The organism is Streptomyces sp. CA-181903, assembly GCF_050937075.1.
Lineage (GTDB): Bacteria > Actinomycetota > Actinomycetes > Streptomycetales > Streptomycetaceae > Streptomyces.
Map to the genome: position 1 here is coordinate 1686744 of NZ_JBNJLY010000001.1, position 25127 is coordinate 1711870.

Here is a 25127-nt window from a genome sequence, read left to right on the forward strand (position 1 = left end):
ACGTCACCGGTCCGCAATCGGACCCGGCTGCTTCCGGGTGTCTCCGGCGGCCCCTACTCCCCCAGCCCCGCCAGGTCCCGCAGCCGCCGCCCCTGGGCGGCGCGTTCGGCGGTGCGCTGGTCGTCGTAGGTGCGGCCGGCCGCGTCGCGGAGCAGGGCCTTGGTCTCGACGACCGCGTCGCGGGGGGCCGCCAGCAGGGCCGCCGTGAGGTCGGCCACCGCCGCGTCGAGTTCCGCGGCCGGGACGACGAGGTTGGCCAGGCCGGTGCGCTCGGCCTCCTCGGCGTGGACGAAGCGGCCCGTCGCGCAGATCTCCAGCGCGCGGGCGTAGCCGACCAGCGCGACGAGCGGCCGGGTGCCGGCCAGGTCGGGCACCAGGCCGAGGCTGGTCTCGCGCATGGCGAACTGGGCGTCCTCCGCGCAGACGCGCAGGTCGCAGGCGAGGGCGAGCTGGAAGCCCGCGCCGATGGCGTGGCCCTGGACGGCGGCTATGGAGACGATGTCGTTCCGGCGCCACCAGGTGAACGCCTCCTGGTAGCGGGAGATCTCCGCGTCCAGGTCGGCGTCGGTGCCGCGGGCCAGATCGAGGAACGACGGCTCGCCGTCGAAGCCCTCGGGGGTGAACGCCTGCCGGTCGAGGCCCGCGGAGAAGGACTTGCCCTCGCCCCGGAGCACCACGACCCGCACACTGCCCGGCAGCAGCCGCCCGGCCTCGGTGAGGGCCCGCCACAGGGCGGGCGACTGGGCGTTGCGCTTGGCGGGATTGGTCAGGGTGACGGTGGCCACCGCGTCGTCCACGGTGAGCCGGACGCCATCCTGGTCGAGCAGGGCCTGCGGGGCGGTCATGGGAGCCTCCGGTATCGGCATGCAGTCGGCAGTAAGTGACTGCACAGTAACCACCCGGCCGGTCGAACGGCCGACCGGGTGGTACCGCCCATGCTTTCGGTGCCCGACAGGTGCGCGGTGTCAGACCGAGGCGGCCTTCTTGCCGCGCGTCGCACCGCCGCGACCCCGCAGGATCACGCCGGATTCGCTGAGCATCCGGTGGACAAAGCCGTAGGAGCGGCCGGTCTCTTCGGCCAGCGCCCTGATGCTCGCACCGGAGTCGTACTTCTTCTTCAGGTCTGCCGCGAGCTTTTCGCGCGCGGCGCCGGTCACCCGGCTGCCCTTCTTCAGAGTCTCGGCCACCCGTGCCTCCTCATGGGAGATGCGCCTCTTGTCTCTCATGATCACCCCTTGCCGGGATCCTGGCCACCCATTCGGCAAGGTCGATGACAGAAGGTTTCCGCGATTCGGGCCGCCGAAGCCGGGCGGAACAGGAGATTCCGGCTTCTCAAGACCGTACACCCGTCCGGGTGGCGGGAGAAAGCGGCAGGTCAGGGCGGGGCCGGGGAGCACGGGGGCGAAAGGCACCGGGTGCCGCTTCCGGTGCGTGCGCCGGAGCGTTCCACCACACCGGGGGATGAGCCGTCCTCACTCAGATGAAGGATCACGCATCGGCCGAATGATCGGGACGGCACCGATCGCCGATGATCGTCGCAGGCGATCGGCCGCCGGCCGGGGCGGCTCCGCGCGGCCGCCCGGGCGAGCGGGCCGCGCGGACGGGCCGTGTCGCGGACCGGGATCAGGGGGTGACCTGATCCGCGCACCGGATCAGGCGAGGGCCACCAGATCCGCGTAGTCCGGGCCCCACAGGTCCTCGACGCCGTCCGGCAGCAGGATGATGCGCTCCGGTTCGAGCGCCTCGACGGCGCCCTCGTCGTGCGTCACCAGGACCACCGCGCCCTTGTAGGTGCGCAGCGCGCCCAGGATCTCCTCGCGGCTGGCGGGGTCGAGGTTGTTGGTGGGCTCGTCCAGGAGGAGGACGTTGGCGGAGGAGACGACGAGGGTGGCCAGGGCCAGCCGGGTCTTCTCGCCGCCGGAGAGGACGCCGGCGGGCTTGTCGACGTCGTCGCCGGAGAACAGGAAGGAGCCGAGCACCTTGCGGACCTCGACCAGGTCGAGGTCGGGCGCCGAGGAGCGCATGTTCTCCAGGACCGTGCGGTCCGGGTCCAGCGTCTCGTGCTCCTGGGCGTAGTAGCCGAGCTTGAGGCCGTGGCCCGGGGTGACCTGGCCGGTGTCGGGCTTCTCGGTGCCCGCCAGCAGGCGCAGCAGCGTGGTCTTGCCGGCGCCGTTGAGGCCGAGGATGACGACGCGGGAGCCGCGGTCGATGGCCAGGTCGACGTCGGTGAAGATCTCCAGCGAGCCGTACGACTTGGACAGGCCCTCCGCCATCAGCGGGGTCTTGCCGCACGGCGACGGGTCGGGGAAGCGCAGCTTGGCGACCTTGTCGGAGACGCGCTCGGCCTCCAGGCCGGCGAGCAGCTTCTCGGCACGGCGGGCCATGTTCTGCGCGGCGACGGTCTTGGTGGCCTTGGCGCGCATCTTGTCGGCCTGGGAGTTGAGGGCCGCGGCCTTCTTCTCGGCGTTCTGCCGCTCCCGCTTGCGGCGCTTCTCGTCGGCCTCGCGCTGCTGCTGGTAGAGCTTCCAGCCCATGTTGTAGACGTCGATCTGGGAGCGGTTGGCGTCCAGGTAGAAGACCTTGTTGACGACCGTCTCGACGAGGTCGACGTCGTGGGAGATCACCACGAAGCCGCCGCGGTAGGTCTTGAGGTAGTCGCGCAGCCAGGCGATGGAGTCGGCGTCGAGGTGGTTGGTCGGCTCGTCGAGGAGCAGGGTGTCGGCGTCCGAGAAGAGGATACGGGCGAGCTCGACGCGGCGGCGCTGACCGCCGGAGAGGGTGTGCAGCTGCTGGCCGAGGATGCGGTCCGGCAGGCCGAGGCTGGCGGCGATGGTCGCGGCCTCGGCCTCGGCGGCGTACCCGCCCTTGGTCAGGAACTCCGTCTCCAGCCGCTCGTACTTCTTCATGGCCTTCTCGCGGGTCGCGCCCTTGCCGTTGGCCATGCGGTCCTCGTTCTCGCGCATCTTGCGGAGGACCGAGTCCAGGCCGCGGGCGGAGAGGATGCGGTCGCGCGCCAGGTCGTCGAGGTCGCCGGTGCGCGGGTCCTGCGGGAGGTAGCCGACCTCGCCGGAGCGGCTGATGGTGCCGGCGGCGGGGATGCCCTCGCCGGCCAGGCACTTGGTGAGGGTGGTCTTGCCCGCGCCGTTGCGGCCCACCAGACCGATGCGGTCGCCCTTGGCGATGCGGAAGCTGGCGGACTCGATGAGGACGCGTGCGCCGGCGCGCAGCTCGATGCCGGAGGCGGTGATCACGGGACTACTCCTGGGCGGGTGGGACGGCGGTCGAGGGGGACACCTCCCGGTGCCGCGGGGGCCGGGGAGGGGGCGAACACTGCCGCGCGGGCGGCTGCGCCGTCTAATGCACGAGGAGAGAAGCCATGGGGAAGATTCTAACGGGGGCGGGCAAGCGGGTTTCCCGGGCGGGCGGTGCGCGGCGGGGGCGGGACGGGAGCGGCCGGGGCCGGAAGCGGGTGGTCCGGGGCGCGTGGAGCACCGGACCGCGCCGGTGGTGCGGTGTGCGCGCCGGTAGCGGGCGCCTGCCCGTTTCCGCGGCGCCGCGCTCGTTCCCCGCCGTTTCGTCCGTCACACTCCGGGCAGCCCCTCCTGCGGGGACGGCGGGCCCCACGGGCCCCAGAAGGGCGCATAGCGGGTGATTAACGGATACTCGGGGTGATGTCCCCGGGTGGAGAGGCGGTCGTGCATGCAGTTCGACGACGACGCGGATCTCGACACCTCGCAGGTGCAGGACGAGCGGGGCAGCCGGATCCCCGGCGGCGGGCTGACCGTCGGCGGCGGGGTGGTGGGGCTGCTCGCCCTGCTCGCCGGCCTGTTCTTCGGCATCGGCCCGCAGGAGCTGGGCCTGTCCTCCGGCGAGCCGGGCACCACACCGTCCGCGAGCACGGACGCGCAGGTGACGCGGGACTGCCACAAGGGCCGGGACGCCAACACCCGCGAGGACTGCCGGATCGTCGGCGTCGTCAACAGCGCCCAGTCGTTCTGGAGCCAGGAGTTCACCCGCCGCTCCACCGCCTACAGCCAGGCGCAGACCAAACTGTTCACCGGCCGGACGAACACCGCCTGCGGCGCCGCGACCTCGGCCGTCGGCCCGTTCTACTGCCCCGGCGACCACATGGTCTACCTGGACCTGGACTTCTTCAAGGAGCTCACGAGCAAGTTCGGGGCCCGCGGCGGGCCGTTCGCCGAGGCGTACGTCGTCGCCCACGAGTACGGGCACCACATCCAGAACCTCACCGGCACGCTCGCCCGCTCCCAGGACCGCCGGACCGGCGCCGGCAGCAACGCGGTCAAGGTCGAGCTCCAGGCCGACTGCTACGCCGGCGTCTGGGCCCACCACGCGGCGACCACACCCGAGCGGTCGACCGGGAAGCCGCTGCTCAAGCAGCTGACCCAGAAGGACATCGAGGACGGGCTGTCGGCCGCGGCGGCGGTCGGCGACGACCGCATCCAGGAGAAGTTCCAGGGCCGGGTCACCCCGGAGAGCTGGACGCACGGCTCGGCGGAGCAGCGGCAGCAGTGGTTCACCACCGGGTACCGGACGGGGAACGTGGCCGCCTGCGACACGTTCCGGTGACCGGTGATCCGCGAGAGCGAGGAGTCAGCGCCATGTCCGACCTCAGCCACACCATCCGTCCCACCGTCACCCCCGCCCTCCTCTACCGCGACGCCAAGGCGGCCATCGCGCAACTGACCACCGCCTTCGGCTTCGTCCGGTCCGCGCTCTACGAGAGCGAGGACGGGACCGTGCTGCACGCGGAACTCGTCCACGGCAACGGCATGGTGATGATCGGCTCCGCCGGGCGGGGCGGGCCCTTCGCCGAGGCGATGGCCGGCGCGGGGCCGGCCGGGATCTATGTCGTCGTGGATGACGTGGATGTTCATTGCGAGCGGGCTCGGCGGCAGGGGGCCGAGGTTTTGGTGCCGCCGGCGGATCAGGCGTATGGCTCGCGCGAGTATCTGGCGCGGGATTTGGAAGGCAACCTCTGGACGTTCGGGACGTATGCGCCGTCGGGCCCGGAGGTCGCCGGCTGAGGCCGGTGGGGGTGCCCCAGTCCCTCCCCCAGAGGGGGCACCCCCATTCACCGTTTCTTGCGGGGGCAGGCCCCCGCACCCCCTGTCCTCAAACGCCGGACAGGCTGATTTCAGCCCGTTGGGGGTGCCCCCTCTGGGGGAGTTTGAGGACGAGCGGCGAAGCCGCGAAAAGCGGGGTCTGGGGCGCAGCCCCAGGAATCGGCGAAGGGGAGGGACCGGGGCACCAGCCCGCCGCAGGCGCCGCTCACCCCCCGCGGTGCACCTGGAACGCCGCCCGGCGAACCGCCTTCGCCAGCGCCGGATCCGGGTGCGCGGCGGCCAGAGCCACCAGCACCTGGACGGTGCGCGGATGCCCCACCGCCCGTACCTCCGCCAACAACGCCGGCACAGTCCCCTGCACCGCGGACTCCAGGTGCCGCACCAGCAGCCGGCTCTCGCCGTGGTCGGCGACGGCCGCCGCCGTGTCCACCCACAGCCAGGTGGCCTCCTCGCGGGTGAGGACCTCGGCGGCCTCCTCGGGGTCGTGTCCCTCCTGCTCGGCGAGCCACAGCAGGGCGTAGGGGCGCAGCATGGTCTCGTCGACGACGGCCCGGACGGCGGGCTCCGCGGGGGCGCCGACGGCCCGTAGCGCCTCGAAGGCGAGGCCGCGGACCAGGGCGTCGTCGCCCCGGGCCGCCTCCAGGAGTTCGGCGACGGCGCTGCGCACCGGCCGGGCGGCGAGCCAGGCGCGGTACTCGGCGCGGGCCGGGCCGGGGCTGAGGTCGGCGCAGCCGCGGAGCATGGCCTCGGCGGACAGTTCGATGTTGCCGGCGGGGCTCTGCGCGGCGACGCAGATCTGTTCGAGCTTGACCCACACCGCCCAGTTGCCGAGCGGGGTGAGCACGGCCTCGGCCTCCGGTCCCGTGCCGCCGCGCACCACGAGCGCGCCGACCGAGGCCAGCCCGTCGAGGGCCCAGGCGAGCAGGTCGGGCAGCGGTCCGGTGTCCTCGCAACCCCCGGCGCGGGGGGCGGGGACGGATGCCCGGGCCGGGACGGGTTCGGGGCCGTCGTAGGGGATCTCGCAGCGCTCGGCGCGGATCTCGGCGACGCGCTGCCGGAGCAGGTCCAGCAGCATGGCGACGGACACGGGCCCGGCCGACAGGTGCATGACGGACAGCAGTTGCGGGGCCGCCTCGACGACCTCGGCGGCCACGGTCGGGTCGGTGCCGGCCGGTTCGGGGTGGGCGAGCGACCAGGCGTCGAACAGGGCGACCCAGCCGCGCAGCACGGCGCTGTCGTCGCGGTCCCAGGCGGTCAGCCGCCAGCCGGCGCGGGCGCTGCCGCCGTGCAGTTCGAGCAGTCCGGCGAGCCGGGCCCGGTCCCAGTCGGCCTGCACCTGGCGGGGTGTCAGGTCCAGGTCGGCGGCGGCCCGCTCGGCGGCGGCCGCCCCCAGCGCGCCGGCCTCCGCGGTCGCGTCGGCGCCCGTGGCGCTCTCGTCGGGGCCGGGTCCGGCCCCACGGGCGTACTCGGCCGCCGCCCAGCGGGCCAGGCGGACGGCGCCGGTCAGTCCGGCTCTCGCCTGCCGGGCGAGTTCCGGACGGCCCGGGATGCCGGCGGGCGGCCGGGGTGCCGGACGGGAGCCTCGGTCGGCCACCGCCTTGCGGGCGGCGGCGATCGGCTGCCGGGGTACGAGTCTGAGCCGGGAGTCGCGCGGAGTACGGGACGTCACAGGTGCAGTCTTGCCGTTCACGCTCCGAAAACCCAATCGGAATCAACCATGCAGTCACCAATGCCCCCTGGTGGCGACCGGTGACCGCCTACACAAGGGGCGTCAGGAACCGCCTCAGGGACTCCTCGTAGCCCTTCCGGTCCGCGTTCCACAGGGCCGCGTGGCCCGCGTCGCGGACGGTGCGCAAAGTGACCAGATCCGGACGGTGCCCGGCCAGGTCCCGGGAGCGGGTCCAGGGCGCGAAGGCGTCGTCCGGACTGTGCTGGATCAGGACGGGCACGGTCAGCCGGGCGGGGTCGGCGGCGGCCCGGAGCCTGCCCTGGTCGAGTCCGGCCCGCACGCGGGCGGCGTGCACCGCGAGCGGGCGCAGGGCGGCGGGGAGCCGGCGCGCGGCGAGGGCGTGCAGCGCGGCGTCCCAGTCGAGCACCGGCGAGTCCAGGACGAGCCCGCCGATGTGCGGCCGGACCTTCGGGTCGGCGGCGGCCAGGAGGGCCGCGGTGGCGCCGGTGGACCAGCCGTGCAGCACCACGTGCCGGGCCCCGCGCCGGACGGCCTCCTCGACGGCGGTGACGACGTCGCGCCACTCGGCCGCGCCGAGCCGGTCGAGTCCGTCGGCGGGCCGGGGGGCGCCGGGGTCGCCGCGGTGGGCGGGGACGAGCGCGGGGATCCGCGACCTGCGCCAGAACGGCAGCAGGGCCGCGGGGTGTTCGCGGGTGGCGCCGAGTCCGTGCGCGGTGACGACGTGGGTGTCGCGGGCGCCGGGCAGGAACCAGGCGGGCAGCGGGCCGGTCTCGCCGGCGAGCTCCACGTCTTCGAGGTCCTCGAAGTCCTCGAAGTCCTCGTGTTCCTCGGGGACGGGTGCCTCGCGCGGGTCGCCGTGGTGGATCTGCGGGGTGAGCCGGACCCCGAGGCCGGGCCGGAGGTCCCCTTGGGTGATCCGTTCGAGCCGGCGGACGACGCGGTCGTGGGGGTGCGAGACGTCGGCGACGGGCGGCCCGACGACGGCGCGCACGCCCCGGCCGGTGAGCCCGTAGGTGCCGGGGCGGCAGGAGGCGGGGGTGCGGTCCAGGGTGACGGTGGTGTCGTCGGCGTCCCGCACGGTGAGCCGGGGCTCGCCCGGCAGGGGCCGGTCCGGGCCGCCTCTCAGCAGGCCGTCACCCGCGTACCGCCCCGCGACCAGGGCCGCCGCCCCGGCACCGATCATGGTCGCCGCTGTCATCGCCGTCGTCCGGACCAGATGCATCCCTCCAGTGTCCGCACGGGGGTGCGACGAGGCCAGTCGGCGTGGACGGGCGGGCGGGTGAACGCACCCGTCACTCCCGTCCCTGCTCCCTCCCCTGCCCGTACCCGCGCAGCTTCTCCTCCGCCTCGGCGAGCTGCCCGGCGTCGAGGAGCGACGGGGTCCGCCCCGGCACCCCCGAGGCCGTCAGCCAGACGCGGCACATCCACTCCAGCTGGGCGGTGCGGTCGTACGCCTGGTCCAGGGTCGTCCCGTAGGTGAGGGTGCCGTGGTTGCGCAGCAGGCAGCCGGTGCGGCCGTTCAGGGCGGTGAGGGTGTGGCGGGCGAGCTCGTCGCTGCCGTAGAGGGCGTAAGGGGCGACCCGTACGGGTCCGCCGAGGGCCGCGGTCATGTAGTGGACCGGCGGCAGCTCCGTCACCAGGGTGGAGACGGCGGTGGCGTGGACGGCGTGCGTGTGGACGATGGCCGTCGCGTCGGTGGCCCGGTAGACGGCGAGGTGGAGGGGGAGTTCGCTGGTGGGCGCGAGGCCGCCGGGCGCGGGAAGGCGGCCGTCGAGGCCGACGGCGACGACGTCCTCCGGCCGGAGCCGGTCGTACGGCACCCCGCTGGGCGTGACGAGGACCACGTCGCCGACCCGGGCGGACACGTTCCCCGAGGTGCCCACCACCAGGCCGTCCGCGACCGTCCTCCGGGCCGTGGCCAGCACTTCCGCCCTGATCCGGGAGATCGTCCCGTCATCCGTCCGGTCCCTCATCGATGACCCCCTCCGGTTCGCGTCACCATGGATCCCGCCCCAGTTCACCTTCCGTTCACCCACAGTCCCTACGGTCGCGGCGTACTGACCACCGGACTGATTGCCTGGGTGAATGGAACACATCACGCTTCTCATCGGGATCGTGATCGTCACGGCCTTGGTGTTCGACTTTACGAACGGCTTCCACGACACGGCCAACGCGATGGCCACCACCATTTCCACCGGGGCACTCAAGCCCAAGGCAGCGGTGGCGATGTCGGCGGTGCTCAACCTCGTCGGCGCGTTCCTCTCCGTGGAGGTCGCCAAGACGATCTCCGGGGGCATCATCGACGAGACCGCCGGAATCCGGCCAGAGGTGATCTTCGCCGGTCTGGTCGGCGCCATCGTCTGGAACCTGCTGACCTGGCTGGCCGGTCTGCCCTCCAGCTCCTCGCACGCCCTCTTCGGCGGCCTGATCGGCGCGACCGTCGCCTCCGTCGGCTTCGACGCGGTCAACGGCGACAAGGTCGTCATGAAGGTCCTCATCCCGGCGGTGGCCGCCCCGATCGTGGCCGGCGTCTCCGCCTGGGCCGCGACCAAGCTCACCTACCGCCTGGCGCGCGACCGCGACGAGGCCGACACCGCCAAGGGCTACCGCGCCGGCCAGATCGCCTCCGCCGCCCTCGTCTCGCTGGCGCACGGCACCAACGACGCGCAGAAGACCATGGGCGTGATCACGCTCGCGCTGGTCACCGGCGGCGTCGTCGCCCCGCACTCCGACCCGCCGCTGTGGGTCGTCGTCTCCGCGGGCCTGGCCATCGCGCTCGGCACCTACCTCGGCGGCTGGCGCATCATCCAGACGCTCGGCAAGGGCCTCACCGACATCCGCCCGGCGCAGGGCTTCGCCGCCCAGACCGGTGCCGCGACCGTCATCCTCGCCTCCTCGCACATCGGCTTCGCGCTCTCCACCACGCAGGTCTGCTCCGGCTCGATCATGGGCGCGGGCCTCGGCCGCAAGGGCGGCGTCGTCCGCTGGTCGACCGCCGGCCGCATGGTCGTCGCCTGGTGCCTCACGCTGCCGGCGGCCGGTCTGGTCGCGGCGGGTGCGGCGCTCCTCGCCGACCAGGGGAACTGGGGCGTGGCCGCGGTGGCCGTGCTCGGCCTGGCGGTCAGCGGGGCGATCTGGGTGGTGTCGCGGCGCAAGCCCGTGACGCCGGACGACGCGGCCACCTCGCCTTCTCCGGCCGTCGAGCCGGTCGGCGTCGTCACCGCCGCCCTCCAGGCCGTCGCCCCGCCGCCGGCGAGTCCGGTGGCCGCCGTCCCGATCGTCACCCCCGAGCCCGCCCCGGCGCCCGCCGTGGCCGCGACCAGCTGAGGAATCCGCCATGCACATCGACTGGGCAGCTCTGGGCCAGGTCTTCGGCGTCAGTCTCGTGATGACCGTGGGGCTGGTGGGAGCCTTCACCCTCGGGATCATGGGGACGTCGCCGTCGCGGGGCGGCGGGTCCGCTTCCGCGGGGGCGCGGACGGGCGCTTACGCGGCGTTCGCGCTGTGTGCGGCGGCTGTCGGGTACGGGATCTATCTGATCGTCGCGTGAGGGTGCCCCAGACCCCCTTGTCCTCAAACGCCGGACGGGCTGACTTGTCAGCCCGTCCGGCGTTTGAGGACAGCGCCCGCAGGGCGCTTCGGGGGCGCGGGGGCGCAGCCCCCGCAAGAAACTGGGGGCACCTCCCAGCGGTAGCTGGGGGAGAAAGGGCGGGTCAGGGGCCACCCACCGCGAGTTGACGCCCGCTCGCGGGCCGTGGTGGACTGCCGAGGCCAAACGGCGACACACAGAGGAAGCCGGTGAGAATCCGGCGCGGTCCCGCCACTGTCACCGAACGACGCCCGCGCAGCGGAAAAGCGTCCGTCCGGAAGCCAGGAGACTCTGGGTCGCCGGTCACGTCGAACCAGGGCGCGGACCCTGAGTGAGGACACCCGAAGACATGCGCGGCCGCCGCCGAACACCCGACGCCCTCCCGATCCGGCCCTCCCGAGGCGCGACGGCGGTCTGAGCCGATGCGTACGGGTACGTCACGTCCCGTCGGTTTCGCGTACGGCGCCGCGCTCGGCTTCCTCGCCGACCTCGTGTTCGCCGACCCCCGCCGGGGCCACCCCGTGGCCGCCTTCGGCCGGGCCGCGCACGCCGTCGAACGCCGTCTGTGGGCCGATCACCGCGGCCGCGGCGCCCTGCACACCGCCGTCTGCGCGGGCGGCGCCGTCACCGCCGCCGCCCTGCTGACCCGCGCCGCGCGCCGCTCCGGCAAGGCGGGCACGGCAGACGTCATGCTGACCGCCGCCGCCACCTGGGCCGTCCTCGGCGGCACTTCGCTCGGCCGCGAGGCGCGGGCCATCGGCGGCGCGCTGGCCGCCGGCGACCTGGAGGTGGCCCGGGAGCGCCTGCCGCACCTGTGCGGGCGCGATCCGCAGGCCCTCGACGCGCAGCAGATCGCCCGCGCCGTCGTCGAGTCCGTCGCCGAGAACACCTCGGACGCGGTCGTCGGCGCCCTCGTCTGGGGCGCGTTCGCCGGGGTGCCGGGCCTGGTCGGCTTCCGGGCCGTCAACACGCTGGACGCCATGGTGGGCCACAAGTCGCCGCGCCACCGCCGCTTCGGCTGGGCCTCCGCGCGGCTGGACGACGTCGTCGGCTGGCCCGGCGCCCGGCTCACCGCCGCCCTGGCGATCGTCGCCGGCCCGGACCCGCGGCGCGCCCTGCGCGTGGCCCGCCGGGACGCCGCCCGGCATCCGAGCCCCAACGCCGGCCCGGTGGAGGCCGCGTTCGCCGGCGCCCTCGGCGTCCGCCTCGGCGGCACCCTCGCCTACGCGGGCCGCGTCGAGCACCGTCCCGTCCTGGGCGCGGAGCTCCGCCCGGTGGCGGCGGCCGACATCGAACGGGCCGTGCGGCTGTCGCGACGGGTGTCGCTGCTGGCGCTCGGCGTCGCGGTCGCCGGCCGCTGGGCGGTCTCCCGGGCGCGCCGCGTGGGCAGATTCGGAGCGGGATCCATGACGAGGAGGAAGAGTGGCTGAGTCGGGCGGGGGCCTGCTGGTCGCGGGGACGACCTCCGACGCGGGCAAGAGCGTGGTCACGGCGGGCATCTGCCGCTGGCTGGTCCGCAAGGGCGTCAAGGTGGCGCCCTTCAAGGCGCAGAACATGTCGCTGAACTCGTTCGTCACCCGCGAGGGCGCCGAGATCGGCCGCGCCCAGGCGATGCAGGCCGCGGCGGCCCGCGTCGAGCCGACCGCGCTGATGAACCCGGTGCTCCTCAAGCCCGGCGGCGACCGCAGCAGCCAGGTCGTGCTGATGGGCAGGCCGGTCGGCGAACTGAGCGCCCGCGGCTACCACTCGGGCCGCCAGGAGCAGTTGTTCGGCACGGTCACCGACTGCCTGGCCGAGCTGCGCCGCACCCACGACGCGGTGATCTGCGAGGGCGCCGGCAGCCCCGCCGAGATCAACCTGCGCCGCACGGACATCGTCAACATGGGCATCGCCCGGGCCGCCCGGCTGCCGGTCGTCGTGGTCGGCGACATCGACCGCGGCGGCGTCTTCGCGTCGTTCTTCGGCACGACCGCGCTCCTCTCCCCCGAGGACCAGGAGCTGATCGCCGGCTACGTCGTCAACAAGTTCCGCGGCGACGTCTCGCTCCTGGAGCCGGGCCTGGAGATGCTGCGCGGCCTCACCGGCCGCCGGACGTTCGGCGTGCTGCCGTTCGCGCACGGCCTCGGCATCGACGAGGAGGACGGCCTGCGGGTGTCGCTGCGCGGCGCGGTCCGCGAGTCGGTCGTCGCGCCGCCGTACGGCGAGGACGTCCTGCGGGTCGCCGTCTGCGCGATCCCGCTGATGTCCAACTTCACGGACGTGGACGCGCTGGCCGCCGAACCGGGCGTCGTCGTCCGGTTCGTGGACCGCCCGGAGGAACTCGCCGACGCGGACCTCGTCGTCGTCCCCGGCACCCGCGGCACCGTCCGCGCACTCGCCTGGCTCCGCGAACGCGGCCTCGCCGACGCGCTCGCCCGGCGCGCCGCCGAGGGCCGCCCGGTGCTCGGCGTCTGCGGCGGCTTCCAGCTGCTCGGGGAGCGGATCGAGGACGACGTCGAATCCCGCGCCGGCGTCGTCACCGGGCTGGGTCTGCTCCCGGTCCGCGTCCGCTTCGCGGCGGAGAAGACGCTGGCCCGCCCGGTGGGCAAGGCGCTCGGCGAGCACGTCGAGGGGTACGAGATCCACCACGGCGTCGCCGAAGTGACCGGCGGCGACGAGGAGTTCCTCGACGGCTGCCGCGTAGGCGCGGTCTGGGGCACCCACTGGCACGGCTCCCTGGAGAGCGACGGCTTCCGCCGCGCGTTCCTCCGCCTGGTGGCCGGGCAGGCGGGCCGCCGCTTCGTCCCCGCGCCCGACACGTCGTTCGCCGCCCTCCGCGAGGAACAACTCGACCGCCTGGGCGACCTCATCGAGGAACACGCCGACACGGAGGCGCTGCTGCGCCTGATCGAGGACGGGGTCCCGGCGGGACTGCCGTTCATCCCTCCGGGGGCGCCGGGGGCGGAACCCACCCGCGCGGTGTGGGCGGAGGGCTCCGCCCGCGAGCCCGGGGCGGAGGCCGGGGGCTCCGGCCGTAACTCCGACGCGGGGACCGAGGACTCCGCCCGTAACGCCGACGCGGGGGCCAAGGACTCCGCCCGTACCCCCGACGCAGGGGCCGGGATCGCGCCCCGCCACCCCGGCGCGGAGGCGAAGGGCACCGCCCGCCACCCGGACACGGAAGCCGGAGGCCCCATCCGTCCCTCCGACGCGGAAGCCGGGAGCGCAGCCCGGCTCCCCGCCCCGGGGCCCGGGGGCGCAGCCCCGAAGAAACGGTGAAATGGGGGTCCCCCCTCTGGGGGAGGGGCCGGGGCAACCCCTCCCCCCGCCCCGTCCAGCGACACCCTCCGAAGGAGCGATCACCGCATGAGCACTCCGTACCCCTTCGCCGCCATCGTCGGCATGGACAGCCTGCGGCTGGCGCTGCTCCTCAACGCGGTGAGTCCCGCGGTGGGCGGTGTGCTGGTACGCGGCGAGAAGGGGACCGCCAAGACCACGACCGTCCGCGCCCTCGCCACCCTCCTCCCCGAGGTCGAGACCCACACCGACTGCCGTTTCGGCTGCGACCCGGCCGCCCCGGACGCCTCCTGCCCGGACGCCCCGCACGAGGACGGCACCCGTTTCGTCCGCCCCGCCCGCATGGTCGAACTGCCCGTGGGCGCCTCGGAGGACCGCCTCGTCGGCTCGCTCGACATCGAGCGCGCCCTCTCCGACGGCGTGAAGGCGTTCGAGCCCGGCCTGCTGGCCGCCGCGCACCGGGGTGTGCTGTACGTCGACGAGGTCAACCTCCTCGGTGACCACCTCGTCGACTCGCTGCTCGACGCGGCGGCGACGGGCGCCGCCCACATCGAGCGAGAAGGCGTCTCCGTCCGCCACGCCAGCCGCTTCCTCCTCGTCGGCACCATGAACCCCGAGGAGGGCGAGCTCCGCCCCCAGCTCCTCGACCGCTTCGGCCTGACCGTCGAGGTCGCCGCCTCCCGGGAGACCGACGAGCGCGTCGAGGTCGTCCGGCGGCGGCTCGCGTTCGACGAGGACCCGGCCGCGTTCGCCGCCAAGTGGGCGGCGGAGGAGGACGCGTTGCGGGAGCGCATCGCCGCCGCGCGCGCCCTGCTGCCGAGCGTACGGCTCGGGGACGGCGCCCTGCGCCGGATCGCCGCCGTGTGCGCCGGCTTCGAGGTGGACGGCATGCGCGCCGACATCGTGACGGCCCGCACCGCGTCCGCGCTCGCCGCCTGGGCCGGCCGTACGGACGTCGTCACCGAGGACGTCCGGCAGGCCGCCCTGCTCGCGCTCCCCCACCGCCGGCGCCGCAACCCCTTCGACGCGCCCGGCCTCGACGAGGATAAACTCGACGAGATCCTCCGCCAGTTCGAGGAAGAGGACGAAGACGACGAGCCCGAGGACGACGGCCCGCAGGGCCCGGACGACGACGGCCCCGGCGGCGACGGCGGACCGGAGGACGACGCTCCCGGCGACGGTGTGCCGCCGCAGGAGTCGGCCGACCCCACGACCGACTCCGGATCCGACCCCGCCGCCGACCTGCCGCCCCAGCGCGAGCAGCCTGCCGCAGACTCCCCCTCCCCGCAGGAGAGTTCGGCACCCCAGAGCGGCGACGACGGCCGGGAGGCCGCCCCCGTCACCGCCTCCGAACCCTTCCGCACCCGCAAGTTCGACGTGCCCGGCCTCGGCGAGGGCGCGGCCGGCCGCCGCTCCCGGGCGCGTACCGCGCACGGCCGGACGACCGGCGCCCGCCGTCCGCGCGGGACGCTGACCCGGCTGCATCTGGCCGCGACGCTCCAGGCCGCCGCCCCGCACCAGCGAGCGCGCGGCCGGGCGGGGCGCGGCCTCGTCGTCCGCCGGGACGACCTGCGCGAGGCGGTGCGCGAGGGGCGCGAGGGCAACCTCGTCCTCTTCGTCGTGGACGCCTCGGGCTCGATGGCGGCCCGCAAGCGCATGAGCGCGGTCAAAGGCGCCGTCCTCTCCCTCCTCCTGGACGCCTACCAGCGCCGCGACAAGATCGGGATGATCACCTTCCGGGGTGCCGGCGCGGACGTGGCGCTGCCGCCCACCTCATCGGTGGACGCGGGCGCGGCCCGGCTGGAGAAGCTGCCGACGGGTGGCCGGACGCCGCTGGCCGAGGGGCTGCTGCGGGCGCGCGAGGTGCTGCGGGTGGAGCGGCTGCGCGATCCGTCGCGGCGTCCGCTGCTGGTCGTGGTGACCGACGGCCGGGCGACGGGCGGCGCCGAGCCGCTGGCCCGGGCGGCGCGCGCGGCGGGCCTGCTGGCGGCCGAGGGCACGGCGTCCGTGGTCGTCGACTGCGAGGCCGGGCCGGTCCGGCTGGGCCTGGCGGCCGAGTTGGGGCAGTCTTTGCAGGCACCGGTCGTCACGCTCGACGAGCTTCGCGCGGACACCGTCACCGCTCTCGTCCGTACCGTCCGCACCACCAGTGCCACCAGTGCCATCGCCACCGCCTCGACCAGGGGAGCCGCGTAATGCCCAAGGGACAGCCGACCGTCGTTCCGGACGACGGTCTCACCACACGCCAGCGCCGCAACCGGCCGCTCGTCTTCGTCCACACCGGCATCGGCAAGGGCAAGTCGACGGCCGCCTTCGGGCTCGCGCTGCGGGCCTGGAACCAGGGCTGGCCGATCGGGGTGTTCCAGTTCGTGAAGTCGGCGAAGTGGAAGGTCGGTGAGGAGAACGCGCTGCGTGTGCTGGGCGCGTCCGGCGAGGGCGGGTCCGTCGACTGGCACAAGATGGGCGAGGGGTGGAGCTGGATCCAGCGCGACCCCAAGGACGGGGAGCTCAGCAACGAGGAGAAGGCGCGCGAGGGCTGGGAGCAGGTCAAGCGCGACCTGGCGGACGAGCGCTACAAGCTGTACGTGCTGGACGAGTTCGCGTACCCGCTGCACTGGGGCTGGATCGACACGGCCGAGGTGATCTCGGTCCTGAAGGACCGCCCCGGGACGCAGCACGTGGTGATCACCGGCCGCAACGCGCCGCAGGAGCTGATGGACTTCGCGGACCTGGTCACCGACATGTCGAAGGTCAAGCACCCCATGGACACCGGCCAGAAGGGCCAGCGGGGCATCGAGTGGTGACCTCCGCACACTCCGTTCCACGCCTGGTCATCGCGGCCCCCGCGTCCGGCAGCGGCAAGACGACCGTCGCCACCGGCCTGATGCGGGCGTTCGCCGACGCGGGGCTGGCCGTGTCGCCGCACAAGGTCGGCCCGGACTACATCGACCCGGGCTACCACGCGCTGGCGACCGGCCGCCCGGGCCGCAACCTCGACGCGTTCCTGTGCGGTCCGGAGCGGATCGCCCCGCTGTTCCTGCACGGCGCGGCGGGGGCCCAACTCGCCGTCATCGAAGGCGTGATGGGCCTGTTCGACGGCGCGAGCGGCCGGGGTGAACTGGCGTCGACGGCGCACGTGGCGAAGCTGCTGCGGGCGCCGGTGGTGCTGGTCGTGGACGCGTCGTCGCAGTCGCGCTCGGTGGCCGCGCTGGTCCACGGCTTCGCCTCCTGGGACCCGGAGGTACGGGTCGCGGGCGTCATCCTCAACAAGGTCGGCTCCGACCGCCACGAGGCGCTGCTCCGCGAGGCGTTGGGCGGCGCCGGCGTCCCCGTCCTGGGCGCGCTGCGCCGGGCCGCCGACGTCGACACACCCAGCCGGCACCTGGGCCTCGTCCCGGTGGCCGAGCGGCGCGCGGAGGCGCTGGATGCGGTGGCCGCGCAGGCGGCGCGGGTACGGGAAGGGTGCGACCTGGACGCGCTGCTGGCACTGGCGCGGAGCGCGCCGCCGGTACCGGGGCCGGCGTGGTCGCCGGCGGTCGAACCGGTTCCGGGCCCCCGCCCGGTGATCGCGGTGGCCGGTGGCCCGGCGTTCACCTTCTCGTACGCGGAGCACACGGAACTGCTGACGGCGGCCGGCGCGGACGTCGTCCCGTTCGACCCGCTGCGCGACGAGAAGCTCCCGGCGGGCACGGCCGGCCTGGTGATCGGCGGCGGCTTCCCCGAGATGTACGCGCCCGAGCTGTCCGCCAACGAGCCGCTGCGCGCGGCGGTTTCGGCCCTCGCGGCGACGGGCGCGCCGGTGGCGGCGGAGTGCGCGGGCCTGCTGTACCTGTCCCGTTCCCTGGACGGCCGGCCCATGTGCGGGGTCCTGCCCGCCGAGGCCCGGATGTCGCCCCGGCTCACCCTGGGCTACCGCGAGGCCGTCGCCCTCACGGACAACCCCCTGGCGGCGGCGGGGACCCGGGTGCGCGGCCACGAGTTCCACCGCACGGCCGTCGAACCGGGCGCGGGCCCGGCGCCCGCCTGGGGCTTCACGGCCCCCGAGCGGCGTGTCGAGGGGTACGCGGCGGGCGGCGTCCACGCGTCGTACCTGCACGTGCACTGGGCGGGGGCGCCCGGGGTCGCGGAGCGGTTGGTTGCGGCGGCGCGTGCGGATGCCTGAACGGGTGTACGTGGGATTGGGCGCCCGCCCGGGGGCGTCGGCCGACGAGGTGCTGGCCCTCGTCGCCCGCTGCCTGCCGGCCGGCGTCCGTCCCGTCGCCCTGGCGACACTCGCCGCTCGGGCGGCGGAACCGGGGATCGCGGAGGCGGCCGCCGCCCTCGGCGTACCTCTGCGGCCGTACTCCGCCGCCGAGCTTGCGGGGGTTGCCGTTCCGCATCCGTCCGCGGTCGCCGGCGCGGCGGTGGGTACGCCGTCCGTGGCCGAGGCGGCTGCCTTGCTGGCGGCGGGTGATGGGGCTGTTCTGCTCGTGCCGAAGGTCGCGTCGGGCCGGGTGACGTGTGCGGTGGCGGGGTGAGGATGCCCCGGTCCCGCCCCCAGAGGGGGCACCCCCATTTCACCGTTTCCTGCGGGGGCTCCGCCCCCGCGCCCCCGAAGCGCGCTGCGCGCGCTGTCCTCAAGCGCCGGACGGGCTGATCATTCAGCCCGTCCGGCGTTTGAGGACGAGCGGCGAAGCCGCGAAAGCGGGGGCTGGGGCGCAGCCCCAGGAAACGGCGAAGGGGCGGGGCCGGGGCACCCTCCCGCCGCAGGCGCCCCACCTCACAGCACATCCTCGATCCTGATCGGCAACCGCCGAACCCGCACCCCCGTAGCATGAAACACCGCATTCGCGATAGCCGCAGCCGTCCCCGGAATGCCGAGTTCCCCACACCCCTTCGTGCCATTGGGATTCGTGGGGTCGGGACGCCCGACGAACCGAACGTCAAGACGCGGAATATCGGCGTTCACGGCGACGAGGTAATCGCCGAGGGTCGGATTGGCGATGCGCCCGGTGTGCGGTTCGGTGACGGTCTCCTCCAGCAGCGCCATGCCGATGCCGCCGACCGTGCCGCCGACGAGCTGGCTGCGGGCGGTCTTCTCGTTGAGGACGCGCCCGCAGTGCGCGGCGGTCACCAGCCGGGCGACCCGGATGACGCCGAGGTCCTGATCGACGTGGACCTCCGCGAACTTGGCGGCGTACGGGCCCGTGGGGACCACCGCGCCGTCCTGGCCCGGTGATTCGGCCGAGCCCTCGGCGGACAGCGCGTCGCGCCCGTGCCGGGCGAGGATCGCCGTGTACGCCTCGCCCCGCCCGTCGTCGGTGCGCACGATGCGCCCGTCCTCGGCGTGGACGTCGTCCGGTGCGGCACCCCGCAGGGGCGAGTCGGCGTCGTCGCGGACGAGGTCGAGGAAGGACTGGAACAGGTGCCGGGAGGCGGTGTGGATGGCGGTGCCCATGGCGCCGGTGAGGCCGGAGCCGCCGGCGGAGGGCGCCGCGGGGAGGGAGCTGTCGCCCATCACCATGCGCACCCGCTCCACCGGCAGCCCCAGTAGCTCAGCCCCCAGTTGGGTCATCACGGTGTACGTACCCGTGCCGAGGTCCATGCCCGAGCTCTCCACCACCGCCGCGCCGTCCGCCCTGACGGTGACGCGGGCGGCGCAGTCGGCCTGGTAGAAGAAGAACGACGTACCGGCCATGCCGTAGCCGATCAGCGTCCGGCTCCGGCGCGTCGAGCGCGGCTCGGGGTCGCGGCGCGCCCAGCCGAACATCTCGGCGCCGGTCTCGTAGCAGGCGCGCAGGTCGTTGCGGGACCATTGCTGCCCGGTGACGGGGTGCTCGTCGGCGTGGTTGCGCAGCCGGAGTTCGAGCGGGTCCATGCCCAGTTCGTGGGCGAGTTCGTCCAGTGCGCACTCCAGCGCGTAGTTGCCCTGGGCGTCGCCGGGCGCGCGCATGGAGCCGGGCGCGGGGACGTTGAGGCGGACCTGGACGTCACGGGTGGTGATGTTGGGGCTGGCGTAGGAGGACTGGGAGGTGTGGGAGACGGGCTCGTAGTTGACGTCCGTCATCGAGAGGGACTGCCACGCGCGGTGGTCGAGGGCGGTGATCCGGCCGTCCCGGGTGGCGCCGATCCGCACGGTCTGCTTGGTGTCGGGCCGGTGCCCCACGGAGGTGAACATCTGCTTGCGCGTCAGCACCAGCTTCACCGGCCGTCCCACCTGCCGCGCCGCGACGGCGGCGAGCACGGTGTGCCCCCAGGTCCGCAGCCCCGCGCCGAAGCCGCCGCCGAGGTAGGGGGCGAGGACGCGGACGGCCTCCGGGGCACGCCGAGCGTCGCCGCGAGGTCGGCGCGGGTGCGGGAGGGGCCCTGGGTGCAGTCGTGAACGGTGAGGTGGTCACCCTCCCAGCGCGCGACCGTCGCGAACGGGCCCATGGGATTGTTGGTGTTCGCCGCCGTGCGGTACGTGCGCTCGACGCGGACGGGCGCGGCCTCCAGGGCCTTGTCGACGTCACCGGTCCCGCCGTCGGTCCCGAACGGGTCGTGGTCGTGCTCGGCGTCGGGGTGGTCGAGGTCGGCGACGGGCTCCTCCGCCGCGTACGCGACCCGGACCAGCCGCGCCGCCTCGGTCGCCTGCTCGAAGGTGTCGGCCACCACGACCGCGACGGTCTGGCCGTGGTACCGGACCCGGTCGTCCCGCAGCGGGGGCGGCGGCAGCGACGAGGACCGGTCGGGCGCCTCGTGCAGGACGGGCGCGTTCCGGTGGCTGATCACCGCGAGCACCCCGGGCGCGGCCTCGGCCGCCGCGGTGTCGAGGGCGGTGATCCGGCCGGCGGCGATCTTGCTCTGTACCAGGACGGCGTGGACGAGGCCGGGGTACGCGGCGTCGGTGGCGTACTCGGCCCGGCCCGCGGTCTTCACGCGGGCGTCGACGCGGTCGATGCCCTCGCCGAGCCGGGTCGGTGTCGTCGCGGTCATGGCCGTTCCTCCCACACCGGTGCCGTCGTGATCATGGCCGTTCCTCCCGCGCCGATGCCGTCGTGGTCATGGCTGCCCCTCCCGCGCCTGCGCCGTCGTGGTCATGGCCGTCCCTCCCGCGCCAGAGCGCCCAGCATCCGGACGACGGCCCGCCGCCCCAACTCGACCTTGAAACCGTTGCCCGGCCGCCCCTCCGCGCCCTCCAGCGCGGCCTCCGCCGCCGCGCGCAGCACGTCGTCGTCCGGCCGGACGCCGCTCAGCAGTTCCTCCGCCCGGGGCGCGCGCCAAGGGACCGTGCCGACGCCGCCGAGGGCGAGCCGGGCGGAGCGGATCCGTCCGCCGTCGAGGACCAGGGCGGCGGCGACGGAGGCGAGCGCGAACTCGTAGCTGGCCCGGTCGCGGACCTTCAGGTAGCCCGAGCGGGCCCCCGGCGGCAGCAGGGGGATCTCCAGCCGGGTGATCAGCTCCCCGTGCGCGAGGACGTTCTCGATGTGCGGGGTGCTGCCGGGGACCCGGTAGAACTCGGCCAGCCGCACCGCGCGTTCGCCGTCCGGCCCGTGGACGTGCACCGAGGCGTCCAGCGCGAGCAGGGCGACGGCCAGGTCGGAGGGGTGGGTGGCGATGCAGTGCGGGCTGGTGCCGAGGACCGCGTGCATGCGGTGGTGGCCGTCGAGCGCGGCGCAGCCGGTGCCCGGCTCGCGCTTGTTGCAGGCCGTGCTCGGGTCGCGGTAGTAGCGGCAGCGGGTGCGCTGGAGGAGGTTGCCGCCGAGGGTGGCCATGTGCCGGAGCTGCGGCGAGGCGCCGCGCAGCAGCGCTTCGCGTACCAGCGGCAGCCGGGCGGCGACGTCCTCGTGGGCGGCGAGCTCCTCCATGGTGGTCAGCGCGCCGGCGACGAGGGCCCGGTCGCCGTCGCGCCGGACGCCCCGGAGCGGCAGCCGGGTGATGTCGACCAGCCGGGCGGGCCGGAACACCTCGTCCCGCATCAGGTCCACCTGGGTCGTTCCGCCGGCGAGGAAGGCGGCCTCGGGGTCGGCGGCGACCTCGGCGACCGCCTCCTCGACGGTCCCGGCGCGGACGTACGCGAAGCTACGCACGCCGGCCTCCGGTGGCCACGTCGCGGATCGCGGCGACGATGTGCGGGTAGGCGCCGCAGCGGCAGAGGTTGCCGCTCATGAACTCGCGGACCTCGTCGTCCGAGCCGGCCCGGCCCTCCTCGATCAGGGCGACGGCCGACATGATCTGGCCGGGGGTGCAGTAGCCGCACTGGAGGGCGTCGTGGCGGGCGAACGCCTCCTGCATCGGGTGCGGTACGCCGTCCCGCTCCAGCCCTTCGACCGTCCGGACCTCACGCCCGTCGGCGCTCGCGGCGAGGGTGAGGCAGGAGAGCACCCGTTTGCCGTCGAGGTGCACCGTGCAGGCGCCGCACTGGCCCTGGTCGCAGCCCTTCTTCGTGCCGGTCAGGGCCAGGGCGTCGCGGAGGGCGTCCAGCAGCGAGGTGCGGGTGTCCACCTCGATCCGCCGTTCGGTGCCGTTGACCCGGAGGCTCACCGGGACCCGGACGACGGGCCCGGCCGCCCCGTCGGCCGCCGCGGCGGAACCGTTCACGACCATCACCCTCCTCGCTGGACAGACCTTCACATAATCCGACATCCATGCCGAAACAGGGCGATCCTACGGTCCGAGGCGGCGCGGAGGGGCCGCGACACGAGCGCCGGACCGCACACGGCCGAGGAGGGCCCACCAGGAATCGGCACCCCCGGAACCCGGTAACGTCTCCCCCACCGGAACAGCACCGGACCATGCGCCGGAGCGCCGCCGGAACACCGCACAGCGAGAAGGTATCCCCGCCCATGCACATATCCCCCGAGCCCGACCTGCGCCATCACGGGGACGCCGAAGTGCGCGGCATGGGCGACGAGTTGACGGACCTGGCGGTCAACGTCCGGGCCGGCACGCCGCCGCACTGGCTGCGCGAGCGCATCGCCGCCTCCGTCGACACCCTCGCCGCCTACCCGGACGGCCGGGCGGCCCGCCGGGCGGTCGCGGCCCGGCACGGGCTGCCGGAGGAGCGGGTGCTGCTGACGGCGGGCGCGGCGGAGGCGTTCGTGCTGATCGCCCGGGCGCTGCCGGCGCGCCGCCCGGTGGTGGTGCACCCGCAGTTCACCGAGCCGGAGGCGGCCCTGCGGGACGCGGGGCACAGCGTGGAACGGGTGGTGCTGGACGCGGCGGACGGCTTCCGCCTGGACCCGCGCGCGGTCCCGTCCGACGCGGACCTGGTCGTCGTCGGCAACCCGACCAACCCCACCTCCGTCCTGCACCCGGCGACGGCCCTGGCCCGGCTCGCCCGCCCGGGGCGGACGCTGGTGGTGGACGAGGCGTTCATGGACGCGGTGCCGGGCGAGGGCGAGTCCCTGGCGTCCCGTACGGACCTGCCGGGCCTGGTCGTCCTCCGCAGCCTCACCAAGACGTGGGGCCTGGCCGGCCTGCGGGTCGGCTACGTCCTCGCGTCGCCGGGCACGATCGCCCGCCTCGAACGGGCCCAGCCGCTCTGGCCGGTGTCCTCCCCGGCGCTGGCGGCGGCCGAGGCGTGCAGCGCGCCCCCGGCCCTCGCGGAGGCCGCGCACGCGGCCCACCGCATTGCCTCGGACCGGGCGCACCTGGAGTACCGCCTCTCCATGTTCCCTTCGGTGACGGTGTGTTCCCCCGCGGCCGGCCCGTTCGTCCTCATCCGCCTCCCCAACGCCACCGCCATCCGCAGCCGCCTCCGCGGCCTGGGCTTCGCCGTCCGCCGCGGCGACACGTTCCCCGGCCTGGGCCCCGACTACCTCCGCCTCGCGGTCCGCGACCGCACCACGACGGACCGCTTCGCGGAGGCACTGGAGAAGGCGCTGGCGGAGGGCTGAGGGCCGCCGGCGCCGCGGCGCGGCCGATTGTCAGTGGTGGGCCGTACGGTTCTGTCATGGCAGCCCGAATCGATCTGACCCTCGACTGCGCGGACGCACAACTCCTCGCCGCCTTCTGGAAGTCGGCGCTGGGGTACGTGGACGAGCCGCCGCCCGCCCCCTTCCGTACCCGCGAGGAGTGGCTCGCGCGGTTCGACCTGTCCGAGGACGAATCGGCGGACGACGGCGCGTGGCTCCACGACCCCGACGGTGTCGGCCCCCGGCTCTGCATACTCAAGGTCCCCGAGCCGAAGACCGCGAAGAACCGGCTGCACATCGACATCCGGGTGCCGGGGCGCGGCGGCCCCGGCGAGCGGTGGGCGCGGGTCAAGGCGGAGTGCGAGCGGCTGGTGAGGGCGGGCGGGGTCGTCCTGGCGGAGGTGGCGGAGCACCATGTGGTGATGGCCGACCCGGAAGGCAACGAGTTCTGCGTCGCCGCGGCCCCGGCTTGAGACGGCCGGGCGCCGGTCACCCCGCCCGCGTTCTCCCGCTCTAGCCCCGCCCCGGGCCGCCGCCCGGCGGCGGGCGGTGAGCAGGGCGGCGCCGCCTCCGGCGACGAGCAGGCCGGCCGCTCCGGCGACCCACGGGGTGGCGGAGGAGCCGCCGGTCTCGGCGAGGTCGCGTTTGTCGGCGACGGTCTGCGGCTTGACGTCGGTGCCGGGGGTGCGGGTGGGCTCCTTGCCGGGCGTCTGTCGCGCGGGGGCCGGGGGGTTCTTGGCCGGCTTTCCGGCGTCGGCCGGGGTCTCGCAGCCGGCCCGGACGAGGGTGACGCGGCCGTGCACCTCGGCGACGCCGAGCTTCAACGGGTTGACGTCCACGACGAGTTCGAGCGCGGTCGCGGCCCCGGTGCGCGAGGTGGTGGTGGTCTTGGACAGGTCGAGGCGGACTCGGCCGACACCCGGCACGTCGACGTCGGTCGTGCCGCCGGTGCTCACGGTGATCTTCTTCCCGAGCACGGTCACCGGGCCCAGCAGGTTCGACGTGGCCGTGGGCCGCTGCCCGGCCCGGCAGACCGCCTCCGACGTGACCTGCCGCACCTCGACGAGGGAGAGCAGCGGCAGGCCGGGCACGTGCACCTTGGCGTGGACGAGCTCGGCGCGGCCCGTGGCCGTACGGGCGTCGGCCGTGGCGCGGGCGGTGGCCGCGTCGGCACGCAGCAGTTCGACGGGCCGGCCCCGCTCGGCGCCGCCCGCCTGCACGGAGAGGGCGGTCCGTGCCGCGTTCCCGGGGGCGTGGACGTCGTTGAGGGACGCGTTGACGGGCACCCGGACGGTCTTGTCGAGCAGTGAGACGTCGAGTCCGGCCCGGAGGATCACGGCGTCCGCCGTGCCCGTGCGATGGCCGCCGGTGGCGGGGGCCGCGGGAGCGGCAGGGGCGGCGGGAGCGGCCTGGGCGGATGCGGCACCGGCCGCGACCGCTGAGAACGCGGCCAGGAGGGCCGCGGACCGCACGTACGCCCGCCGGGAGGACCGGGAAACGGGCATGCCGAAGGAAGATCTGGTGGTGCTGGACACGGGTGTGGAACTCCCCACGAGAGAAAGGAGCCGACGGCGCGCCAATGGGGGACATCGCGCGCCGTCGGCATCGAC

General features: G+C 74.8%; 21 protein-coding genes, 2 pseudogenes and 1 riboswitch. Of the genes and pseudogenes, 12 read left to right on the forward strand and 11 right to left on the reverse strand.

The annotated features are described in order from the left end of the window. Nucleotides 1-53: 53 nt before the first annotated feature. The 3 genes from ACQEVS_RS07315 to ACQEVS_RS07325 all read right to left on the reverse strand — a co-directional run bounded on the left by ACQEVS_RS07315 (nucleotide 54) and on the right by ACQEVS_RS07325 (nucleotide 3251). The gene (locus ACQEVS_RS07315; RefSeq protein WP_433016833.1) at nucleotides 54-845 is read right to left on the reverse strand and encodes an enoyl-CoA hydratase/isomerase family protein; all 792 of its coding nucleotides are present in this window, start codon (nucleotides 843-845) and stop codon (nucleotides 54-56) included. A 120-nt stretch (nucleotides 846-965) separates the two neighbouring features. Next, nucleotides 966-1187 (reverse strand): helix-turn-helix domain-containing protein, encoded by a 222-nt coding sequence (locus tag ACQEVS_RS07320; protein ID WP_004955677.1) that lies wholly within the window; start codon nucleotides 1185-1187, stop codon nucleotides 966-968. A gap of 465 nt (nucleotides 1188-1652) precedes the next feature. Further along, nucleotides 1653-3251, reverse strand: coding sequence for an ABC-F family ATP-binding cassette domain-containing protein (locus tag ACQEVS_RS07325; RefSeq protein ID WP_433016837.1), 1599 nt, complete (start codon nucleotides 3249-3251; stop codon nucleotides 1653-1655). Between the two features lie 448 nt (nucleotides 3252-3699). Here ACQEVS_RS07325 and ypfJ point away from each other — a divergent pair, with 448 nt between their 5' ends. Together ypfJ and ACQEVS_RS07335 are read left to right on the forward strand one after the other, a co-directional pair. After that, entirely contained in the window at nucleotides 3700-4590 is an 891-nt protein-coding gene (ypfJ, locus tag ACQEVS_RS07330; protein ID WP_433016840.1) for a KPN_02809 family neutral zinc metallopeptidase, read from the forward strand. Between the two features lie 32 nt (nucleotides 4591-4622). Beyond that, entirely contained in the window at nucleotides 4623-5048 is a 426-nt protein-coding gene (locus tag ACQEVS_RS07335; protein ID WP_433016843.1) for a VOC family protein, read from the forward strand. Nucleotides 5049-5292: 244 nt separating this feature from the next. Here ACQEVS_RS07335 and ACQEVS_RS07340 read toward each other — a convergent pair whose 3' ends face one another. The 3 genes from ACQEVS_RS07340 to ACQEVS_RS07350 all read right to left on the reverse strand — a co-directional run bounded on the left by ACQEVS_RS07340 (nucleotide 5293) and on the right by ACQEVS_RS07350 (nucleotide 8750). Continuing rightward, the gene (locus ACQEVS_RS07340; RefSeq protein ID WP_433016846.1) at nucleotides 5293-6756 is read right to left on the reverse strand and encodes a hypothetical protein; all 1464 of its coding nucleotides are present in this window, start codon (nucleotides 6754-6756) and stop codon (nucleotides 5293-5295) included. Nucleotides 6757-6844: 88 nt separating this feature from the next. Next, nucleotides 6845-7999 carry an alpha/beta hydrolase gene (locus ACQEVS_RS07345; protein WP_433016849.1) on the reverse strand — a complete coding sequence of 385 codons (1155 nt, stop codon included), beginning with the start codon at nucleotides 7997-7999 and terminating at the stop codon, nucleotides 6845-6847. A gap of 70 nt (nucleotides 8000-8069) precedes the next feature. Then, nucleotides 8070-8750 (reverse strand): class II aldolase/adducin family protein, encoded by a 681-nt coding sequence (locus tag ACQEVS_RS07350; protein WP_433016852.1) that lies wholly within the window; start codon nucleotides 8748-8750, stop codon nucleotides 8070-8072. Nucleotides 8751-8862: 112 nt separating this feature from the next. Here ACQEVS_RS07350 and ACQEVS_RS07355 point away from each other — a divergent pair, with 112 nt between their 5' ends. From ACQEVS_RS07355 to ACQEVS_RS07390, 8 genes are all read left to right on the forward strand, one after another. After that, nucleotides 8863-10104 carry an anion permease gene (locus ACQEVS_RS07355; RefSeq protein WP_433016855.1) on the forward strand — a complete coding sequence of 414 codons (1242 nt, stop codon included), beginning with the start codon at nucleotides 8863-8865 and terminating at the stop codon, nucleotides 10102-10104. Nucleotides 10105-10114: 10 nt separating this feature from the next. Continuing rightward, entirely contained in the window at nucleotides 10115-10327 is a 213-nt protein-coding gene (locus ACQEVS_RS07360) for a hypothetical protein (protein WP_433016858.1), read from the forward strand. 238 nt (nucleotides 10328-10565) lie between these two features. Further along, nucleotides 10566-10658: riboswitch (cobalamin riboswitch) on the forward strand. A 130-nt stretch (nucleotides 10659-10788) separates the two neighbouring features. Then, nucleotides 10789-11796, forward strand: coding sequence for a cobalamin biosynthesis protein (locus ACQEVS_RS07365; protein ID WP_433016861.1), 1008 nt, complete (start codon nucleotides 10789-10791; stop codon nucleotides 11794-11796). After that, nucleotides 11789-13624 (forward strand): cobyric acid synthase, encoded by a 1836-nt coding sequence (locus ACQEVS_RS07370; RefSeq protein WP_433016864.1) that lies wholly within the window; start codon nucleotides 11789-11791, stop codon nucleotides 13622-13624. The genes ACQEVS_RS07365 and ACQEVS_RS07370 overlap by 8 nt, the downstream gene beginning before the upstream one ends. Before the next feature lie 87 nt (nucleotides 13625-13711). Then, the gene (locus tag ACQEVS_RS07375) at nucleotides 13712-15838 is read left to right on the forward strand and encodes a putative cobaltochelatase (RefSeq protein ID WP_433016867.1); all 2127 of its coding nucleotides are present in this window, start codon (nucleotides 13712-13714) and stop codon (nucleotides 15836-15838) included. Next, nucleotides 15838-16446, forward strand: a complete 609-nt coding sequence (cobO, locus tag ACQEVS_RS07380; RefSeq protein WP_433016870.1) for a cob(I)yrinic acid a,c-diamide adenosyltransferase — start codon at nucleotides 15838-15840, stop codon at nucleotides 16444-16446. Before ACQEVS_RS07375 ends, cobO begins: the two co-directional genes overlap by 1 nt. Then, nucleotides 16440-17804, forward strand: a complete 1365-nt coding sequence (locus ACQEVS_RS07385; RefSeq protein ID WP_433016873.1) for a cobyrinate a,c-diamide synthase — start codon at nucleotides 16440-16442, stop codon at nucleotides 17802-17804. The genes cobO and ACQEVS_RS07385 overlap by 7 nt, the downstream gene beginning before the upstream one ends. 4 nt (nucleotides 17805-17808) lie before the next feature. Further along, nucleotides 17809-18159 (forward strand): cobalamin biosynthesis protein, encoded by a 351-nt coding sequence (locus tag ACQEVS_RS07390; protein WP_433016876.1) that lies wholly within the window; start codon nucleotides 17809-17811, stop codon nucleotides 18157-18159. Nucleotides 18160-18401: 242 nt separating this feature from the next. Here the strand turns inward: ACQEVS_RS07390 and ACQEVS_RS07395 are convergent, their stop codons facing one another. From ACQEVS_RS07395 to ACQEVS_RS07410, 4 genes and pseudogenes are all read right to left on the reverse strand, one after another. Next, entirely contained in the window at nucleotides 18402-19499 is a 1098-nt protein-coding gene (locus ACQEVS_RS07395) for a xanthine dehydrogenase family protein molybdopterin-binding subunit (protein ID WP_433027338.1), read from the reverse strand. A gap of 30 nt (nucleotides 19500-19529) precedes the next feature. Then, nucleotides 19530-20596 (reverse strand): annotated as a pseudogene (locus ACQEVS_RS07400) (xanthine dehydrogenase family protein molybdopterin-binding subunit); the annotation flags it as partial. A 101-nt stretch (nucleotides 20597-20697) separates the two neighbouring features. Further along, nucleotides 20698-21690, reverse strand: coding sequence for an FAD binding domain-containing protein (locus ACQEVS_RS07405; RefSeq protein ID WP_433016879.1), 993 nt, complete (start codon nucleotides 21688-21690; stop codon nucleotides 20698-20700). Then, on the reverse strand, nucleotides 21683-22207 hold the full coding sequence (locus tag ACQEVS_RS07410) for a (2Fe-2S)-binding protein (protein ID WP_433016882.1): 525 nt from the start codon (nucleotides 22205-22207) through the stop codon (nucleotides 21683-21685). The genes ACQEVS_RS07405 and ACQEVS_RS07410 overlap by 8 nt, the downstream gene beginning before the upstream one ends. Before the next feature lie 239 nt (nucleotides 22208-22446). Between ACQEVS_RS07410 and cobC the strand changes: the two genes are divergently transcribed. Next, nucleotides 22447-23499, forward strand: coding sequence for an Rv2231c family pyridoxal phosphate-dependent protein CobC (gene cobC, locus ACQEVS_RS07415; protein ID WP_433016885.1), 1053 nt, complete (start codon nucleotides 22447-22449; stop codon nucleotides 23497-23499). A gap of 56 nt (nucleotides 23500-23555) precedes the next feature. Continuing rightward, entirely contained in the window at nucleotides 23556-23990 is a 435-nt protein-coding gene (locus ACQEVS_RS07420) for a VOC family protein (protein ID WP_433027341.1), read from the forward strand. Between the two features lie 111 nt (nucleotides 23991-24101). Here the strand turns inward: ACQEVS_RS07420 and ACQEVS_RS07425 are convergent. Continuing rightward, nucleotides 24102-25022: pseudogene (locus tag ACQEVS_RS07425) on the reverse strand (SCO1860 family LAETG-anchored protein); the annotation flags it as partial. Nucleotides 25023-25127 lie beyond the last annotated feature (105 nt).